At 58.0% G+C, this 13,970-nt stretch carries 26 protein-coding genes; 25 read left to right on the forward strand and 1 reads right to left on the reverse strand.

Annotation, left to right across the window (positions count from 1 at the left end; genetic code table 11):
- The 14 genes from ACR0NB_RS18030 to ACR0NB_RS18095 form a co-directional block, all read left to right on the forward strand.
- Nucleotides 1-86 (forward strand): EF-Tu C-terminal domain-related protein (locus ACR0NB_RS18030; RefSeq protein ID WP_217359872.1); only part of this gene is annotated, 86 nt, incomplete at its 5' end.
- Nucleotides 87-321: 235 nt separating this feature from the next.
- Nucleotides 322-1,269 (forward strand): aldo/keto reductase, encoded by a 948-nt coding sequence (locus ACR0NB_RS18035; RefSeq protein ID WP_480776428.1) that lies wholly within the window; start codon nucleotides 322-324, stop codon nucleotides 1,267-1,269.
- A 222-nt stretch (nucleotides 1,270-1,491) separates the two neighbouring features.
- Nucleotides 1,492-1,806, forward strand: a complete 315-nt coding sequence (rpsJ, locus tag ACR0NB_RS18040) for a 30S ribosomal protein S10 (RefSeq protein WP_008756422.1) — start codon at nucleotides 1,492-1,494, stop codon at nucleotides 1,804-1,806.
- An 18-nt stretch (nucleotides 1,807-1,824) separates the two neighbouring features.
- Complete coding sequence (gene rplC, locus ACR0NB_RS18045; RefSeq protein WP_170343454.1) at nucleotides 1,825-2,550, forward strand: 50S ribosomal protein L3; 726 nt, start codon at nucleotides 1,825-1,827, stop codon at nucleotides 2,548-2,550.
- Entirely contained in the window at nucleotides 2,547-3,164 is a 618-nt protein-coding gene (gene rplD / locus ACR0NB_RS18050) for a 50S ribosomal protein L4 (RefSeq protein WP_170342972.1), read from the forward strand. The genes rplC and rplD overlap by 4 nt, the downstream gene beginning before the upstream one ends.
- The gene (locus ACR0NB_RS18055; RefSeq protein ID WP_093965341.1) at nucleotides 3,161-3,457 is read left to right on the forward strand and encodes a 50S ribosomal protein L23; all 297 of its coding nucleotides are present in this window, start codon (nucleotides 3,161-3,163) and stop codon (nucleotides 3,455-3,457) included. The genes rplD and ACR0NB_RS18055 overlap by 4 nt, the downstream gene beginning before the upstream one ends.
- A gap of 198 nt (nucleotides 3,458-3,655) precedes the next feature.
- The gene (locus ACR0NB_RS18060) at nucleotides 3,656-4,609 is read left to right on the forward strand and encodes a hypothetical protein (protein WP_480776429.1); all 954 of its coding nucleotides are present in this window, start codon (nucleotides 3,656-3,658) and stop codon (nucleotides 4,607-4,609) included.
- 234 nt (nucleotides 4,610-4,843) lie between these two features.
- On the forward strand, nucleotides 4,844-5,686 hold the full coding sequence (gene rplB, locus ACR0NB_RS18065; RefSeq protein ID WP_093965344.1) for a 50S ribosomal protein L2: 843 nt from the start codon (nucleotides 4,844-4,846) through the stop codon (nucleotides 5,684-5,686).
- Between the two features lie 3 nt (nucleotides 5,687-5,689).
- On the forward strand, nucleotides 5,690-5,968 hold the full coding sequence (rpsS, locus tag ACR0NB_RS18070) for a 30S ribosomal protein S19 (RefSeq protein WP_005980699.1): 279 nt from the start codon (nucleotides 5,690-5,692) through the stop codon (nucleotides 5,966-5,968).
- Nucleotides 5,969-5,971: 3 nt separating this feature from the next.
- Nucleotides 5,972-6,352: a 50S ribosomal protein L22 gene (rplV, locus tag ACR0NB_RS18075; RefSeq protein ID WP_039538267.1), complete on the forward strand. Its 381-nt coding sequence runs from the start codon at nucleotides 5,972-5,974 to the stop codon at nucleotides 6,350-6,352.
- A complete protein-coding gene (gene rpsC / locus ACR0NB_RS18080; protein WP_093965346.1) occupies nucleotides 6,352-7,062 on the forward strand; it encodes a 30S ribosomal protein S3 in 711 nt (236 codons plus the stop codon). The genes rplV and rpsC overlap by 1 nt, the downstream gene beginning before the upstream one ends.
- Before the next feature lie 12 nt (nucleotides 7,063-7,074).
- Nucleotides 7,075-7,488 carry a 50S ribosomal protein L16 gene (gene rplP / locus ACR0NB_RS18085; RefSeq protein ID WP_005980704.1) on the forward strand — a complete coding sequence of 138 codons (414 nt, stop codon included), beginning with the start codon at nucleotides 7,075-7,077 and terminating at the stop codon, nucleotides 7,486-7,488.
- A 126-nt stretch (nucleotides 7,489-7,614) separates the two neighbouring features.
- The gene (locus tag ACR0NB_RS18090) at nucleotides 7,615-8,016 is read left to right on the forward strand and encodes a YybH family protein (protein ID WP_170589883.1); all 402 of its coding nucleotides are present in this window, start codon (nucleotides 7,615-7,617) and stop codon (nucleotides 8,014-8,016) included.
- Between the two features lie 75 nt (nucleotides 8,017-8,091).
- Entirely contained in the window at nucleotides 8,092-8,712 is a 621-nt protein-coding gene (locus ACR0NB_RS18095) for a 2OG-Fe(II) oxygenase family protein (RefSeq protein WP_170366435.1), read from the forward strand.
- Between the two features lie 16 nt (nucleotides 8,713-8,728).
- Here ACR0NB_RS18095 and ACR0NB_RS18100 read toward each other — a convergent pair whose 3' ends face one another.
- Complete coding sequence (locus tag ACR0NB_RS18100; protein WP_480776430.1) at nucleotides 8,729-9,364, reverse strand: thermonuclease family protein; 636 nt, start codon at nucleotides 9,362-9,364, stop codon at nucleotides 8,729-8,731.
- 262 nt (nucleotides 9,365-9,626) lie between these two features.
- Between ACR0NB_RS18100 and rpmC the strand changes: the two genes are divergently transcribed.
- From rpmC to rpmD, 11 genes are all read left to right on the forward strand, one after another.
- Nucleotides 9,627-9,833 (forward strand): 50S ribosomal protein L29, encoded by a 207-nt coding sequence (gene rpmC, locus ACR0NB_RS18105; protein WP_093965352.1) that lies wholly within the window; start codon nucleotides 9,627-9,629, stop codon nucleotides 9,831-9,833.
- A 4-nt stretch (nucleotides 9,834-9,837) separates the two neighbouring features.
- Nucleotides 9,838-10,068, forward strand: a complete 231-nt coding sequence (gene rpsQ, locus ACR0NB_RS18110; RefSeq protein ID WP_170342963.1) for a 30S ribosomal protein S17 — start codon at nucleotides 9,838-9,840, stop codon at nucleotides 10,066-10,068.
- A 75-nt stretch (nucleotides 10,069-10,143) separates the two neighbouring features.
- Nucleotides 10,144-10,512 carry a 50S ribosomal protein L14 gene (gene rplN, locus ACR0NB_RS18115; protein WP_005621870.1) on the forward strand — a complete coding sequence of 123 codons (369 nt, stop codon included), beginning with the start codon at nucleotides 10,144-10,146 and terminating at the stop codon, nucleotides 10,510-10,512.
- 2 nt (nucleotides 10,513-10,514) lie between these two features.
- A complete protein-coding gene (gene rplX / locus ACR0NB_RS18120; protein WP_093965356.1) occupies nucleotides 10,515-10,826 on the forward strand; it encodes a 50S ribosomal protein L24 in 312 nt (103 codons plus the stop codon).
- A complete protein-coding gene (gene rplE, locus ACR0NB_RS18125) occupies nucleotides 10,819-11,379 on the forward strand; it encodes a 50S ribosomal protein L5 (RefSeq protein WP_170370223.1) in 561 nt (186 codons plus the stop codon). Before rplX ends, rplE begins: the two co-directional genes overlap by 8 nt.
- A gap of 19 nt (nucleotides 11,380-11,398) precedes the next feature.
- A complete protein-coding gene (rpsN, locus tag ACR0NB_RS18130; protein WP_093965360.1) occupies nucleotides 11,399-11,704 on the forward strand; it encodes a 30S ribosomal protein S14 in 306 nt (101 codons plus the stop codon).
- A 13-nt stretch (nucleotides 11,705-11,717) separates the two neighbouring features.
- Nucleotides 11,718-12,110, forward strand: coding sequence for a 30S ribosomal protein S8 (gene rpsH / locus ACR0NB_RS18135; RefSeq protein WP_093965361.1), 393 nt, complete (start codon nucleotides 11,718-11,720; stop codon nucleotides 12,108-12,110).
- A gap of 11 nt (nucleotides 12,111-12,121) precedes the next feature.
- The gene (gene rplF / locus ACR0NB_RS18140; protein WP_093965363.1) at nucleotides 12,122-12,655 is read left to right on the forward strand and encodes a 50S ribosomal protein L6; all 534 of its coding nucleotides are present in this window, start codon (nucleotides 12,122-12,124) and stop codon (nucleotides 12,653-12,655) included.
- Between the two features lie 11 nt (nucleotides 12,656-12,666).
- Entirely contained in the window at nucleotides 12,667-13,026 is a 360-nt protein-coding gene (rplR, locus tag ACR0NB_RS18145; protein ID WP_010437103.1) for a 50S ribosomal protein L18, read from the forward strand.
- 114 nt (nucleotides 13,027-13,140) lie between these two features.
- Nucleotides 13,141-13,704: a 30S ribosomal protein S5 gene (gene rpsE, locus ACR0NB_RS18150; protein ID WP_093965365.1), complete on the forward strand. Its 564-nt coding sequence runs from the start codon at nucleotides 13,141-13,143 to the stop codon at nucleotides 13,702-13,704.
- 12 nt (nucleotides 13,705-13,716) lie between these two features.
- Nucleotides 13,717-13,905 carry a 50S ribosomal protein L30 gene (gene rpmD / locus ACR0NB_RS18155; protein ID WP_093965366.1) on the forward strand — a complete coding sequence of 63 codons (189 nt, stop codon included), beginning with the start codon at nucleotides 13,717-13,719 and terminating at the stop codon, nucleotides 13,903-13,905.
- Nucleotides 13,906-13,970 lie beyond the last annotated feature (65 nt).

Here is a 13,970-nt window from a genome sequence, read left to right on the forward strand (position 1 = left end):
TCGCCATGGAAAACGGTCTGCGCTTCGCCATCCGCGAAGGCGGCCGCACCGTCGGCGCAGGCGTCGTGTCCAAAATCATCGAGTAAGGCGCGCTTGTCGCGCCCGGTTGCGGCAGGTGGTTTTCCAAAGCGAAGCCAGCCGAAAGCAACTCGGTGAGATACAAAAGAAGGCCGTCCCAAACCGGGGCGGCCTTTTTCGTTATGTCCACAAAACATTGGTTGCGCACATCCTGGTGTTGCACGCGAATACGCCAAGCTTGCGTTGAGCGGCGCCCCTCGACACAATTGCAGTCAGAAATGTCCTGTAGGGGAGGATGGTGGGATGACCAAGCATTTTGAGATCGGCCGGACTGGGGTCAGGTTGCCGCAAATAGGGTTCGGTTCAACAGGGCTGGGAAGCATTCCACAGATATATGGATACGAAGTAGACGAAAGCCGTGCACTGGATACCATCAGGACAATTCTCCAGCGTCCGGATAGCTTCATTGATACAGCGCGCGGGTATGCGTTGGGCCGAAGCGAAGAACGTATCGGGCAAGTCATTCGCGAGCTGGGCGGGTGGCCCGAGGGTCGGGTTCTGTCCACGAAACTGGACCGGGACATGGAGAGTAACAGGTTTGATGCGACACAAGCGCGAAGGTCGCTTGAAGCAAGCCTTGAAGCCCTTGGCGTCGACCAGGTGGATATTCTTCACCTTCATGACCCTGAATACGCCGCAGATCTTTCCGAAGTGACCGGCACGGGCGGCGCGCTTGATGAGCTGTTTCGGATGAAGGAAGAAGGCCTGGCCAAAGCTGTGGGGCTTGCCGGTGGTCGAATTGACGTCCTGATGCCTATGCTACGCGATCGTGAGTTCGACGTCCTTCTGACGCACAACAGGCATACAGTCGTCAATGTGAATGCCGCTCCGCTGATTGAACTCGCGCGTTCCAAGGGAGTGACCGTTCTGAATGCAGCGCCCTATTCCGGAGGAATATTGGCCAAGGGAAGTTCCGCGCATCATTTCTACGTCTATCAGCCGGCGACCGAAGCGGTTCTGGGTCCGGTTCGTGCGGTTGAGAGTATCTGTTCCCGCTACGATGTCCCGTTGGGGGCGCTTGCGTTGCAATTCTCGGTCAAAAACGCAGATATAGCTTCGACACTTTGCGGCGCGACATGGCCGCAGCACGTGGACCAGACCTTCGAATGGGCCGACTGGTCTATCCCGGATGCGGTGTGGACAGAGCTGGCGGAATTGGGGCAATCCCAAAACGATCCTGAAGCCGGGTAGGGTCTTCAAGATTCAGCGCGGCGGCCTATAACTTGTTGGACAATCCGCATTTGGGGCTTGGTGGCATTTCCCCCTTGCCAAACAGCGCCAACCCCACTAAACCGCGCGAGTTCTCGGTGAGAACGTGAAGGCGGGGTGATTCCCGCCTTTTGGGTTCGATGAGGGTTGGCGATGAGCGCCCGTCCTCCTCTCAACTCCAACGCCTGAAAAAAGGCTGTTAATATGCAAAGCCAAAACATCCGTATTCGGCTGAAGGCATTTGACTATCGCGTCCTGGATGCCAGCACGCAAGAGATCGTCAACACTGCAAAGCGGACCGGCGCGAATGTGCGCGGCCCGATCCCGCTGCCGAACAAGATCGAGAAGTTCACGGTTCTCCGTGGCCCTCACGTTGACAAGAAATCCCGCGATCAGTTCGAGATCCGTACGCACAAGCGTCTCTTGGACATCGTAGATCCGACCCCCCAGACCGTGGACGCGCTGATGAAGCTCGACCTGGCCGCTGGTGTGGACGTCGAGATCAAGCTGCAGTCGTAAGATCGGAGGGTATTGATGATGCGCTCTGGTATTATCGCAAAAAAAGTCGGCATGACCCGCCTGTTCATGGAAGACGGCAAGCAGATCCCTGTAACCGTTCTTCACCTGGACAACCTGCAGGTTGTTGCACAGCGTACCGCTGACAAAGACGGCTACACCGCCGTTCAGCTGGGCGCCGGTGCCGCCAAGGCAAAACGCACCTCGAAGGCCATGCGCGGCCACTTCGCCGCCGCCAAGGTCGAGCCCAAGCGCAAGCTGGCCGAGTTCCGCGTGTCGGAAGACGCGCTGATCGAAGTGGGCGCCGAGATCTCGGCAGATCACTTCCTGGCTGGTCAGAAAGTTGACGTTTCGGGCACCTCGATCGGTAAAGGCTTTGCCGGTGCAATGAAGCGCCACAACTTCGGTGGTCTGCGCGCCTCGCACGGTGTTTCGATCAGCCACCGTTCGCACGGTTCGACCGGTCAGTGTCAGGACCCGGGCAAGGTGTTCAAAGGCAAGAAGATGGCCGGTCACATGGGTGCTGCCCGTGTTACCACCCAGAACCTCGAGGTTGTCAAAACCGACGCCGACCGTGGTCTGGTCTTCATCAAAGGCGCCGTTCCCGGACCGAAGTCGGGCTGGGTTACCGTCAAGGACGCCGTCAAGAAGAAAGCACCGGAAGGCCTGCCTTTCCCGGCTGCTGTGAAATCGGCTGCAACCGAAGCACCTGCGGAAGAAGCACCCGCGGAAGGTGGTGAAGCATGAAACTTGATGTAATCAAACTGGACGGCAAGAAGGCCGGCAACATCGAGCTGGATGCGGACCTGTTCGGTCTGGAGCCGCGCGCGGACATCCTGCACCGTGTGGTCCGTTGGCAGCGCAACAACGCGCAGGCCGGCACCCACAAGGTGAAGACCCGCTCGGAAACCAGCTACTCGACCAAGAAGATCTATCGCCAGAAGGGCACCGGTGGCGCACGTCACGGTGACCGCAACGCGCCGATCTTCCGCAAAGGTGGCATCTACAAGGGTCCGACCCCGCGTTCGCACGGCCACGACCTGCCGAAGAAGTTCCGCAAGCTGGGCCTGCGCCACGCACTGTCGGCCAAGGCCAAAGCCGGTGAGCTGGTCGTGATCGAAAGCGCCGAAGCCGAAGGCAAGACCGCCGCACTGGCCAAGCAGGTTGCAAACCTGGGCTGGAAGCGCGCTCTGGTCATCGACGGCGCCACCGTGAACGAAGGGTTCGCCCGCGCAGCCCGCAACATCGAAGGTCTGGATATCCTGCCGTCGATGGGCGCAAACGTCTATGACATCCTCAAGCGTGACACCCTGGTGCTCACCAAGGCGGGTGTCGAAGCACTGGAGGCTCGACTGAAATGAGCGCGAAGGCAGAACACTACGACGTGATACGCAAGCCGATCATCACCGAGAAAACGACCATGGCGTCCGAAAACGGCGCGGTTGTCTTTGAAGTGGCGATCGACAGCAACAAGCCGCAGATCAAAGAGGCCGTTGAGGCGCTGTTTGGTGTGAAGGTCAAGGCGGTGAACACCACCGTGACCAAAGGCAAGGTCAAGCGGTTCCGCGGCCAGCTGGGCAAGCGGAAAGACGTCAAAAAGGCCTATGTGACCCTGGAAGAGGGCAACACCATCGACGTGACCACCGGTCTCTGATCGGGCCCGTCTTTGGAAGAAGATAAAGGCCTCCGCCGAAAGGCGGGGGCTTTTTTGTGTATGCACATGTATCTTCCGGTTTGAAAAAATCCTGGTTTTCGTGCATTCGAGCATTGTGCGTCAAACTGACAGAGTTTTACGTCGTAAACGACTCGGGTGTGTGAAGAGGCACTTTGGTGTCAGAGAAAATTGGCAGGCATGGACATAACCCGGAAAACAAAAGTAGTTTTCTTGCATCGCAAAGGGCAGACCGGTGCCGGGTCAAAAATCATGCGTTGCGACCAGTTGAGCGAAATGTGCCGGCAACACTTAGGGGACGCATTTGAGTTTTCCGTAGTTTCACAGCGCCCGCTGCGCAACGACGCAGCGATCCGGGAGACATGCAAGGCGTTAAATGACTGCATAGTTATCCTGCTGAAAGGCACTGCCAGCATGTTTGGCGAAGAAGGAATGCATAAACTCAGCCGAAATGCCCGAGCCGTTTGCATAGACTATGTAGATGCGGATATTTCTGGAAGCTTCTCCAAGTTTGCGGATGTGCATATTGGGGCATCTAGGGTGGGGTGCCAGATGCTGCAGCGCATGCTTGACAAGTGCGGGGGTGAGGCCAGCGGTGGGCAAGTCATGCACTTGACCCATCACACGGATCCTCGACTGCTGGGCAGGAGGTGCCGCCGGTTGGATAAAGTGAGCGCGGGGTATCTTGGACACTCAGCCAATGTGTATCTCCCTGGAGAGGTGAAAAAGCGGGTTCGCGTCTTAGACTACGCGCGCGACAGCACAATCGGCGATACATTTGACGCTTTGTGCGACTTCAACATGCACTATTGCGTCAGACCACCGGCTCGACGACGGCGAACATGGCAAATAGCCAAGCCATTCACAAAAGGCTTCACTGCCGCAGCATTGGGCGCTGTAGTAATAACATCGCGGGACACGGATGACGCAGTACATTATCTGGGCGAAGACTATCCGTTCCTTCTTGAGTCTTTGGACGAGGCCGAAATTATCGAGGCTTTTGACAAGGCTGACAGCCTGCTTGGAACCTTGACATGGAAGGAGGCCTTAGATCGGATGGAATTCGTGCGCTCCAGATCGTCTCCGGAGTGGATCATGCAGGAAATGCGTCGGATTCTTTCTACGTTCACCTAGTCCGATCCGCTAACTAATTTTAATATGGTCGAACACGTTGTCTGATTGAGTGTCCCCTCTAGACACCCACCCCCAACCCTGCTAAACGCACCCAATCTTGCGGCCTCGGATTCGTTCCGGGGCCTCTGATATTTGCAACCGGGGACCTTCGGGGCCCTATAACCTGGGCACCTACGGGGGCCTCTCACATAGCGGGGATAGATCCTCGCGCTTGCTAAACGGAAGACAGAAAGCATGGCACTCAAGTCGTACAAACCGACGACGCCGGGCCAGCGCGGGCTGGTGCTGATCGACCGTTCGGAGCTTTGGAAAGGACGTCCGGTCAAGTCTCTCACTGAGGGTTTGACCAAATCGGGCGGCCGGAACAACACCGGACGGATCACTTCACGCCGCCGTGGCGGTGGCGCAAAGCGTCTCTACCGGATCGTTGACTTCAAACGGAACAAACTGGATGTGGCGGCAACCGTCGAGCGGATCGAATACGACCCGAACCGGACCGCATTCATCGCACTGATCAAATATGACGACGGCGAGCAGGCCTATATCCTGGCGCCGCAGCGTCTGGCGGTTGGCGACAAGGTCATCGCTTCGGCCAAGGCCGACATCAAGCCCGGCAACGCGATGCCGTTCTCGGGTATGCCGATCGGTACCATCGTGCACAACATCGAGATGAAGCCCGGCAAGGGCGGTCAGATCGCGCGTGCCGCGGGCACCTACGCCCAGTTCGTCGGCCGTGATGGCGGCTATGCCCAGATCCGTCTGAGCTCGGGCGAGCTGCGTATGGTGCGCCAGGAATGCATGGCCACCGTCGGTGCCGTGTCGAACCCCGACAACAGCAACCAGAACCTCGGCAAAGCCGGTCGTATGCGCCACAAAGGCGTGCGTCCGTCGGTCCGTGGTGTTGCCATGAACCCGATCGATCACCCCCACGGTGGTGGTGAAGGCCGGACCTCGGGTGGCCGTACGCCGGTTACGCCTTGGGGTAAGGACACCAAGGGTAAGCGTACCCGCAACAAGAACAAAGCGTCCCAGAAGCTGATCATCCGCTCGCGGCACGCCAAGAAGAAAGGGCGTTAAGACATGTCTCGCTCTGTTTGGAAGGGTCCTTTCGTCGACGCTTACGTGCTGAAAAAAGCCGAAGCTGCGCGCGAGTCGGGCCGCAACGAAGTCATCAAGATCTGGTCGCGTCGTTCCACCATTCTGCCCCAGTTCGTGGGTCTGACCTTTGGTGTGTACAACGGCCAGAAGCATATCCCGGTAAACGTCTCGGAAGACATGATCGGTCAGAAGTTCGGTGAGTACTCGCCGACCCGGACCTATTATGGCCATGCCGCAGACAAAAAAGCGAAGCGGAAGTAAGTCATGGGCAAGGAAAAGAACCCCCGCCGCGTGGCTGAAAACGAAGCAATGGCAAAAACCCGTATGCTTCGCACCAGCCCGCAGAAACTGAACCTGGTTGCGCAAATGATCCGCGGCAAGAAAGTCGAGAAGGCTCTGACCGACCTGACTTTCTCGAACAAGCGTGTCGCGCAGGACGTCAAAAAGTGCCTGCAGTCCGCAATCGCGAACGCCGAAAACAACCACAACCTGGACGTGGACGAGCTGATCGTCGCCGAAGCATGGGTTGGCAAGAACCTGGTCATGAAGCGCGGTCGTCCGCGTGCCCGTGGCCGTTTCGGCAAGATCATGAAGCCGTTCTCGGAGATCACCATCAAGGTGCGTCAAGTTGAGGAGCAAGCCTAATGGGACATAAAGTCAATCCGATCGGCATGCGCCTTCAGGTCAACCGCACCTGGGACAGCCGTTGGTACGCAGATACCAAGGACTACGGTGATCTTCTGCTGGAAGACCTCAAGATCCGTGAGTTCATCAAGAAAGAGTGCAAGCAAGCCGGCATCGCCCGTGTGATCATCGAACGCCCGCACAAGAAGTGCCGCGTCACGATCCACACCGCGCGTCCCGGTGTCATCATCGGCAAGAAAGGCGCGGACATCGAAGTTCTGCGCAAGAAAATCGCGCAGATGACCGACAGCGAACTGCACCTGAACATCGTCGAAGTGCGCAAGCCGGAACTCGACGCGCAGTTGGTTGCCGAGTCGATCGCTCAGCAGCTGGAGCGCCGCGTTTCGTTCCGCCGCGCGATGAAGCGGTCGGTTCAGAATGCCATGCGCATGGGCGCCCTGGGTATCCGGGTGAACGTCGCTGGTCGTCTGGGCGGCGCCGAAATCGCACGGACCGAGTGGTACCGCGAAGGCCGCGTGCCTCTGCACACCCTGCGTGCCGACATCGATTACGCACATGCCGAAGCGATGACCCCCTACGGGATCATCGGGATCAAGGTCTGGATCTTCAAAGGTGAGATCATGGAGCACGATCCGCAGGCACGTGACCGTAAAGCACAGGAACTCCAGGACGGCCCTGCACCTCGTGGTGCTGGTGGCGGTCGTCGCTAAGGAGGGAAAGATATGCTTCAACCAAAGCGTACAAAATTCCGCAAGATGCACAAAGGCCGGATCAAGGGCGAAGCCAAGGGCGGCTCTGATCTGAACTTTGGCACCTACGGTCTGAAGGCCCTGCAGCCCGAGCGCGTCACTGCACGCCAGATCGAAGCTGCGCGTCGTGCCATGACCCGTCACATGAAACGTCAAGGTCGCGTCTGGATCCGGATCTTCCCGGATACCCCCGTGACCTCGAAGCCTACCGAAGTCCGTATGGGTAAAGGTAAAGGCTCGGTCGACTATTGGGCAGCCAAAGTGAAGCCCGGTCGCGTGATGTTCGAGATCGACGGCGTCAACGATGAAATCGCGCGCGAGGCTCTGCGCCTGGCTGCGATGAAGCTGCCGATCAAGACCCGCGTGGTGGTCCGCGAGGACTGGTAAACCGGTCTTGCCAAGACTTCAGAAAACCCCGCCGAACCGGCGGGGTTTTTTGTTTTTCGGATGGTTTGGGTTAGGCTCCGCTTCAGCTTTTGATATTTTGAAAAAGCCTAGAACAGGGGGCCTCAAATGGTTTCGACGTCAGAGATAGAAAAGATTGACGACGGCTTCTTTGCCGCACTGAACGCTATGTTCGAGGGTGACGTTGTACCGATGGAGGCGCTGTGGTCGCATGCGGACGATGTCATCTATATGGGGCCGTCACCCGATCTGTTCCACGTTGGGTGGAAAGTCACGGATCAGGATTGGATCGCGCAGGGTCGGGCGCATCTGGGCGGGTCGATCAAAGTGCTGAACCGGCATGTTGTGGTTGGGGATACGCTTGCCACTGTGCATCATGTCGCCGAGGCATCGGGGCAGGGCGATGGGGCCGGTATCCGGATGCGCGGCACGAATGTCTATCGCCTTGAAGGTGGAGCGTGGAAGCTGATCGCGCATCACAGCGACCCGTTGCCCTATATTGACTTGTGACAGCAGCAGGGGTTTTCCAAATTCGAAGAAAGTTCCTCTATCGCGCCTGGGTGTCGAATGGGGTAATGGACGCCCATGGCACAGATTGAATCACTCTTCGTTACCCGTCTCTACCGCGCCGCTCTGTCTGAGTTCGAACCAAGGATCGATCCGGAGGAGCTGGAGAACTCGTGCCTTGTCATCGCTGAGGATGACGAGGCCGGGCAGGAGTGGTGCGAAAAGAACGGCTATCCGGGTTACACCAGCTATGCCTCGTTGACTGATCTGCCCTGGCGGTTTCCGATCTTTCAGGACTTGGTGAAGACTTTGGATCAGCACGTGGCTGCATTCGCAAAAGACCTTGAGTTTGATCTCGATGACCGGGAATTGAAGCTGGAGGATCTTTGGATCAACATCCTGCCCGAGGGTGGAATGCATGCCAGCCACATCCATCCGCACAGTGTGATTTCTGGAACGACATATGTGTCAATGCCGGAAGGCGCCAGCGCGCTGAAGCTGGAGGACCCCCGCTCAGGCCGCATGATGGCCGCGCCAGTGCGCCGCAAGGGCGCCCGACGCGAATTGCAGCCCTTCATTTATATGAAGCCGAAGGTCGGCGACGTTCTGCTGTGGGAAAGCTGGCTGCGCCACGAGGTGCCGATGAACATGGCCGAAGAAGAACGGATTTCGGTGAGTTTTAACTATAAGTGGGAGTGAACTCCTTGGGTCGTATTCAACTGCCCGCATTGTGCCGGTTTGATCTGCGCCCATAGGCGACGACTGTCGTCGTCCTGCGAACCGAAATCGATGCGTGACCGAAAGCCCCATTCCGCAGCCGTTCTCTGGCGCCGGTCGGTTCGAGATGCCTATACCTTCCCTGTGAAAATAAAGGCAGGTCCAGCGCAAGCCCCCTTTTGACCAGCTCCGCGCCGATGTCCTGCCCATTGGGTAGGTATCCAATTCCAACTAACCGGTCGTAGGATGTTTCGCCGTTCAGCTTGACGGTAATCTCCTGACCTTTGCAGATTTCGACCATCGTCCACTTTGCCTTTAGGCCCCATGGCATGTCCAGCTCGGGCGCATCAATGCCGGCTAGACGGATCTTTGTTCCACGGACAATGATTGTGTCGCCATCGATCACATAAGCGCGCCCCGTCAGAACGCGGTTGGAGGGAACAACACTCGGCTGTTGTCGCGGGATTGCGCGTTTCCGTGTGGAGGCTTGCGGAGGCTTTTGACGGCCTCTATGACGGGCGACAAAGCGTGGCTTTCTTGATATTAAAACAACTAGAAGTGCCGCAAACCCAATTAGGACAACCAGTTCCATTTTTTCCACCGTTCCTAAGTCAGCGGGCTGAAGATACTTCAAGGGTTTCACGTGTCTTTTGAGTTTCGGCCAAACCCGTTTCCACAGAAGACAACGCGCAAGTGGTCAGGTTCTGACGTGACCCGTTGGTTGCCCGGTTCTGGCTGCAAAACTTTCCCTTGCCACCCACCCATCAAACCCTTATACGGCGGCATCCTGCGGTCTCCCGGCGTTGTCGGGCGATTCGCATGTCTATCATTCATCCACCAGGTCCAAGGTGACCCGTGTACGGGGCCTTCTGGTGTTTTGAGCAAAGGAAAAGGCGATGAACGCCCAAGAACTGCGTGAAAAGACCCCGGACCAGCTCCGCGAGGAACTGGCCAACCTGAAGAAAGAAAGCTTCAACCTGCGCTTTCAACAGGCCACCGGTCAGCTGGAAAACACTGCTGGTATCAAAGCGGCCCGCCGCAATGCTGCCCGCGTCAAAACCATCCTGAACGAAAAGGCCGCTGCCGCGGCATCCGAGGAGTAATCAGATGCCCAAGCGTATCCTGCAAGGCACCGTGACCAGCGACGCCAACGAACAGACCATCACCGTTCTGGTCGAGCGCCGTTTCAAGCACCCCCTGCTGCAGAAAACCGTTCGTAAGTCCAAGAAATACCGGGCTCATGACGAAAAGAACGCCTTCAAGGTCGGCGACACCGTACGCATCATCGAATGCGCGCCGAAATCGAAGACGAAACGTTGGGAGGTTCTGGAGGCGTAAGCCCCCAGGCCTTTCCATTTGTCGAAACCCTGGGGGATTTAATAAGACCAGCCCCCACAGGTCGGGAGAAACCACATGATCCAGATGCAGACCAATCTGGATGTCGCTGACAACTCCGGCGCCCGCCGAGTTCAGTGCATCAAGGTCCTGGGTGGTTCCAAGCGTAAATACGCCTCCGTCGGCGACATCATTGTCGTCTCGGTGAAGGAAGCCATCCCGCGCGGCCGCGTGAAGAAAGGTGACGTCCGCAAGGCCGTCGTCGTGCGCACCGCCAAAGAAGTCCGTCGCGAAGACGGCACCGCGATCCGCTTCGATCGCAACGCCGCCGTCATCCTGAACAACAACAACGAGCCCGTCGGTACCCGTATCTTCGGCCCCGTTGTTCGTGAACTGCGCGCGAAGAACTTCATGAAGATCATCTCGCTGGCTCCGGAGGTGCTGTAATCATGGCTGCTAAACTCCGCAAAGGCGACAAGGTCGTCGTGCTGGCCGGCAAGGACAAGGGCAAAGAGGGGACTATCACCTCGGTCGACCCCAAAGCCGGCAAAGCTGTCGTTGATGGCGTGAACATCGCCATCCGCCACACCCGCCAGTCGCAAACGTCGCAAGGTGGCCGCCTGCCCAAGGCTCTGCCGATCGACCTGTCGAACCTGGCCCTGCTGGACAAGAACGGCAAGGCAACCCGCGTCGGCTTCCGCATGGAAGGTGACAAGAAGGTTCGTTACGCCAAGACCACGGGGGACGTGATCGATGCTTGATGCTGCAAACTACACCCCGCGTCTGAAAGCTCAGTACGCTGAAACCATCCGTGCCGCTCTGAAAGAAGAGTTCGGCTACAAGAACGATATGCAGATCCCCAAGCTGGAGAAGATCGTTCTGAACATCGGCTGTGGTGCCGAGGCGGTGAAGGACTCGAAGAAGGCGAAAGCCGCGGTCGAAGATCTGACGGCGATTGCTGGTCAGAAGGCCGTTTCGACCAAGGCGAAGAAGTCGATCGCGGGTTTCCGCGTCCGTGAAGACATGCCGCTGGGCGCCAAGGTGACCCTGCGCGGAGACCGGATGTACGAATTCCTGGACCGTCTGATCACCATCGCGATGCCTCGCGTACGTGACTTCCGCGGTGTGAAACCGTCCTTCGATGGCCGTGGCAACTTTGCCATGGGCATGAAAGAGCACATCGTGTTCCCGGAAATCGACTTCGACAAGGTCGATGAGGTCTGGGGCATGGACATCGTAATTGCCACCACAGCGAAAACCGACGCTGAAGCAAAGGCACTGTTGAAAGCTTTCAACATGCCGTTCAACGCGTAAGCGCCGGGAGGATTGAGACATGGCTAAAAAAGCAATGATCGAACGCGAGAAGAAGCGCGCACGCCTGGTGGCACAGTATGCCGAAAAGCGTGCGGCTCTGAAAGAGATCGCGAATGACGAGAGCAAGCCGATGGAAGAGCGTTTCAAAGCGCGTCTGAAACTGGCGAAACTGCCGCGCAACAGCTCGGCTACTCGTCTGCACAACCGTTGTCAGCTGACCGGTCGTCCTCACGCTTACTACCGTAAGCTGAAGGTCAGCCGTATCGCGCTGCGCGAGCTGGGTTCTGCTGGTCAGATCCCCGGCATGGTGAAATCGAGCTGGTAAGGGAGAGACAGATATGAACGATCCTATCGGCGATATGCTCACCCGTATCCGCAACGCGCAAATGCGCGGCAAGTCCACCGTTATCACTCCGGCGTCGAAACTGCGCGCCTGGGTTCTGGACGTGCTGGCGGACGAAGGCTATATCCGCGGCTATGAAAAGACGACCGGCGAAAACGGTCATCCGGCTCTGGAAATCAGCCTGAAATACTACGAAGGCACCCCTGTCATTCGCGAACTGAAGCGGGTCTCGAAGCCCGGCCGTCGCGTATACATGGGCGTCAATGACATCCCGCAGGTTCGTCAGGGCCTGGGCGTGTCGATTGTCAGCACTCCGAAAGGTGTGATGTCGGACGCAAACGCTCGCTCCAACAACGTTGGCGGCGAAGTGCTCTGCACCGTCTTCTAAGGAGGTCTGCAATGTCTCGTATTGGTAAGAAACCGGTCGAGCTGCCCAGCGGCGTTACCGCCTCTGTGTCGGGTCAGACCATCGAAGTCAAAGGTCCGAAAGGCACCCGCAGCTTCACCGCAACCGATGACGTCACTCTGACAGTCGAAGACAACGTGGTCAAAATCGACCCGCGTGGTTCGTCCAAGCGTGCGCGTCAGCAGTGGGGCATGAGCCGCACCATGGTCGCTAACCTGGTGACCGGTGTGACCGAAGGCTTCAAGAAGGAACTGGAAATCCAGGGTGTGGGTTACCGCGCTCAGATGCAGGGCAACACCCTGAAGCTGAACCTGGGCTACAGCCACGATGTTGATTTCGTTGCTCCGGAAGGTGTCACCATCACCGCGCCGAAGCAGACCGAGATCGTTGTGGAAGGCATCGACCAGCAGCTGGTGGGCGAAACCGCGGCGAAAATCCGCGAGTGGCGCCGTCCCGAGCCGTACAAAGGCAAGGGCATCCGCTACAAGGGCGAGTTCATCTTCCGCAAGGAAGGCAAGAAGAAGTAAGGACGAACACAATGGCAAACAGCAAAAGAACCCTGTTTCTGAAGCGCCGCCTGCGCGTTCGGAACAAACTTCGCAAGGTCAACGCGGGTCGTCCGCGTCTGTCCGTACACCGTTCGAACAAGAACATCTCCGTTCAGCTGATCGACGACGTACGTGGCGTGACCCTGGCCTCGGCCTCGACCCTGGAAAAGGATCTGGGTGTTGTTGGCAAGAACAACGTCGAAGCGGCCACCAAAGTGGGCGCAGCCATCGCCGAGCGGGCCAAGAAGGCCGGCGTCGAAGAGGCTTATTTCGATCGTGGCGGCTTCCTGTTCCACGGCAAGGTGAAGGCAGTTGCCGACGCCGCGCGTGAAGGCGGCCTGAAAATCTAAGACCTGTGGGCGGGTTTCGATCCGCCCCGATGATCCGGGGGCCTCGACTTCGGTCGAGGCTCACTTGGATTGAAGAAAACGGCGCCAAGCGCCACATGAGAAAAGGGATGCCAAATGGCAGAACGTGAAAACCGTCGAGGCCGTGGCCGCGACCGTGAAGAAGCACCGGAATTTGCCGATCGTCTGGTCGCAATCAACCGCGTGTCGAAAACCGTAAAAGGTGGTAAGCGCTTTGGCTTCGCCGCTCTGGTGGTTGTTGGCGATCAGAAAGGCCGCGTGGGCTTTGGCAAAGGTAAAGCGAAAGAAGTACCTGAAGCCATCCGCAAGGCGACCGAGCAAGCCAAGCGTCAGATGATCCGCGTGCAGCTGCGCGAAGGCCGGACCCTGCACCACGACATCGAGGGCCGTCACGGCGCCGGTAAAGTGGTCATGCGCACCGCGCCGGAAGGTACCGGTATCATCGCCGGTGGTCCGATGCGTGCTGTGTTCGAAATGCTGGGCGTGAAGGACGTTGTGTCCAAGTCGCTGGGCTCGCAGAACCCGTACAACATGATCCGCGCCACCATCGACGGCCTGAAGAAAGAACAGAGCCCGCGTTCGGTTGCCGCGCGTCGTGGCAAGAAGGTCGCCGATATCCTGCCCAAGCGGGATGAAGCACCGGCTGAAGCCGAAGCGTAAGGAGAGCGAGCAATGGCAAAAACCATCGTCGTCAAGCAGATCGGTTCCCCGATCCGTCGCCCCGCCGAACAGCGCGCAACCCTGATCGGTCTGGGCCTGAACAAGATGCACAAGACCCGCGAATTGGAAGACACTCCGTCGATCCGCGGCATGGTCAACAAGATCCCGCATCTGGTTGAGATCATCGAAGAGCGCGGCTGAGCGCCAACTTCGAAAGCCTAATGAACGCCTCCGATTTGATCGGGGGCGTTTTCATTTTTGGCCGT

The organism is Ruegeria sp. CG3 (assembly GCF_056537205.1).

What these genes read in the sequence shown, in the direction of transcription:
- ACR0NB_RS18035 (WP_480776428.1), top strand. Translation starts at nt 322, where the DNA reads ATGACCAAGCATTTTGAGATCGGCCGGACTGGGGTCAGGTTGCCGCAA.
- rpsJ (WP_008756422.1), top strand. Translation starts at nt 1,492, where the DNA reads ATGCAAAGCCAAAACATCCGTATTCGGCTGAAGGCATTTGACTATCGC.
- rplC (WP_170343454.1), top strand. Translation starts at nt 1,825, where the DNA reads ATGCGCTCTGGTATTATCGCAAAAAAAGTCGGCATGACCCGCCTGTTC.
- rplD (WP_170342972.1), top strand. Translation starts at nt 2,547, where the DNA reads ATGAAACTTGATGTAATCAAACTGGACGGCAAGAAGGCCGGCAACATC.
- ACR0NB_RS18055 (WP_093965341.1), top strand. Translation starts at nt 3,161, where the DNA reads ATGAGCGCGAAGGCAGAACACTACGACGTGATACGCAAGCCGATCATC.
- ACR0NB_RS18060 (WP_480776429.1), top strand. Translation starts at nt 3,656, where the DNA reads ATGGACATAACCCGGAAAACAAAAGTAGTTTTCTTGCATCGCAAAGGG.
- rplB (WP_093965344.1), top strand. Translation starts at nt 4,844, where the DNA reads ATGGCACTCAAGTCGTACAAACCGACGACGCCGGGCCAGCGCGGGCTG.
- rpsS (WP_005980699.1), top strand. Translation starts at nt 5,690, where the DNA reads ATGTCTCGCTCTGTTTGGAAGGGTCCTTTCGTCGACGCTTACGTGCTG.
- rplV (WP_039538267.1), top strand. Translation starts at nt 5,972, where the DNA reads ATGGGCAAGGAAAAGAACCCCCGCCGCGTGGCTGAAAACGAAGCAATG.
- rpsC (WP_093965346.1), top strand. Translation starts at nt 6,352, where the DNA reads ATGGGACATAAAGTCAATCCGATCGGCATGCGCCTTCAGGTCAACCGC.
- rplP (WP_005980704.1), top strand. Translation starts at nt 7,075, where the DNA reads ATGCTTCAACCAAAGCGTACAAAATTCCGCAAGATGCACAAAGGCCGG.
- ACR0NB_RS18090 (WP_170589883.1), top strand. Translation starts at nt 7,615, where the DNA reads ATGGTTTCGACGTCAGAGATAGAAAAGATTGACGACGGCTTCTTTGCC.
- ACR0NB_RS18095 (WP_170366435.1), top strand. Translation starts at nt 8,092, where the DNA reads ATGGCACAGATTGAATCACTCTTCGTTACCCGTCTCTACCGCGCCGCT.
- rpmC (WP_093965352.1), top strand. Translation starts at nt 9,627, where the DNA reads ATGAACGCCCAAGAACTGCGTGAAAAGACCCCGGACCAGCTCCGCGAG.
- rpsQ (WP_170342963.1), top strand. Translation starts at nt 9,838, where the DNA reads ATGCCCAAGCGTATCCTGCAAGGCACCGTGACCAGCGACGCCAACGAA.
- rplN (WP_005621870.1), top strand. Translation starts at nt 10,144, where the DNA reads ATGATCCAGATGCAGACCAATCTGGATGTCGCTGACAACTCCGGCGCC.
- rplX (WP_093965356.1), top strand. Translation starts at nt 10,515, where the DNA reads ATGGCTGCTAAACTCCGCAAAGGCGACAAGGTCGTCGTGCTGGCCGGC.
- rplE (WP_170370223.1), top strand. Translation starts at nt 10,819, where the DNA reads ATGCTTGATGCTGCAAACTACACCCCGCGTCTGAAAGCTCAGTACGCT.
- rpsN (WP_093965360.1), top strand. Translation starts at nt 11,399, where the DNA reads ATGGCTAAAAAAGCAATGATCGAACGCGAGAAGAAGCGCGCACGCCTG.
- rpsH (WP_093965361.1), top strand. Translation starts at nt 11,718, where the DNA reads ATGAACGATCCTATCGGCGATATGCTCACCCGTATCCGCAACGCGCAA.
- rplF (WP_093965363.1), top strand. Translation starts at nt 12,122, where the DNA reads ATGTCTCGTATTGGTAAGAAACCGGTCGAGCTGCCCAGCGGCGTTACC.
- rplR (WP_010437103.1), top strand. Translation starts at nt 12,667, where the DNA reads ATGGCAAACAGCAAAAGAACCCTGTTTCTGAAGCGCCGCCTGCGCGTT.
- rpsE (WP_093965365.1), top strand. Translation starts at nt 13,141, where the DNA reads ATGGCAGAACGTGAAAACCGTCGAGGCCGTGGCCGCGACCGTGAAGAA.
- rpmD (WP_093965366.1), top strand. Translation starts at nt 13,717, where the DNA reads ATGGCAAAAACCATCGTCGTCAAGCAGATCGGTTCCCCGATCCGTCGC.